Annotated in this window: 1 protein-coding gene; it reads left to right on the forward strand. The window is 49.5% G+C overall.

Annotated elements, in window-relative coordinates; all coding sequences use genetic code 11:
* A partial coding sequence (locus GKZ88_RS22430; protein ID WP_196216517.1) for a hypothetical protein occupies nucleotides 1–323 on the forward strand: 323 nt, incomplete at both ends.

Below are 323 nucleotides of genomic sequence, written 5' to 3' on the forward strand. Positions count from 1 at the left end.
GGAACAGTTTCTGCCAATTATCCTGTTACTGTAAGTCCGCTTCCGGGTGCTGCAACAGCAGTATCGGGTCCGGCTACAGTCTGTCAGGGCCAGTCGGGTGTTGCCTATACAGTTACTGCTATTGCAAATGCTGCAGGCTATACATGGACGCTGCCTTCAGGAGCAACGATTGCTTCGGGCTCAAATACAAATTCGATCACGGTTAATTATTCGGCATCTGCCGCTACAGGAAATATTACGGTACGAGGTACAAATACATGCGGGAACGGAACAGTTTCTGCCAATTATCCTGTTACTGTAAGTCCGCTTCCGGGTGCTGCAAC

Source organism: Flavobacterium sp. LC2016-01 (genome assembly GCF_009711135.1).
Classification (GTDB): Bacteria; Bacteroidota; Bacteroidia; order Flavobacteriales; family Flavobacteriaceae; genus Flavobacterium.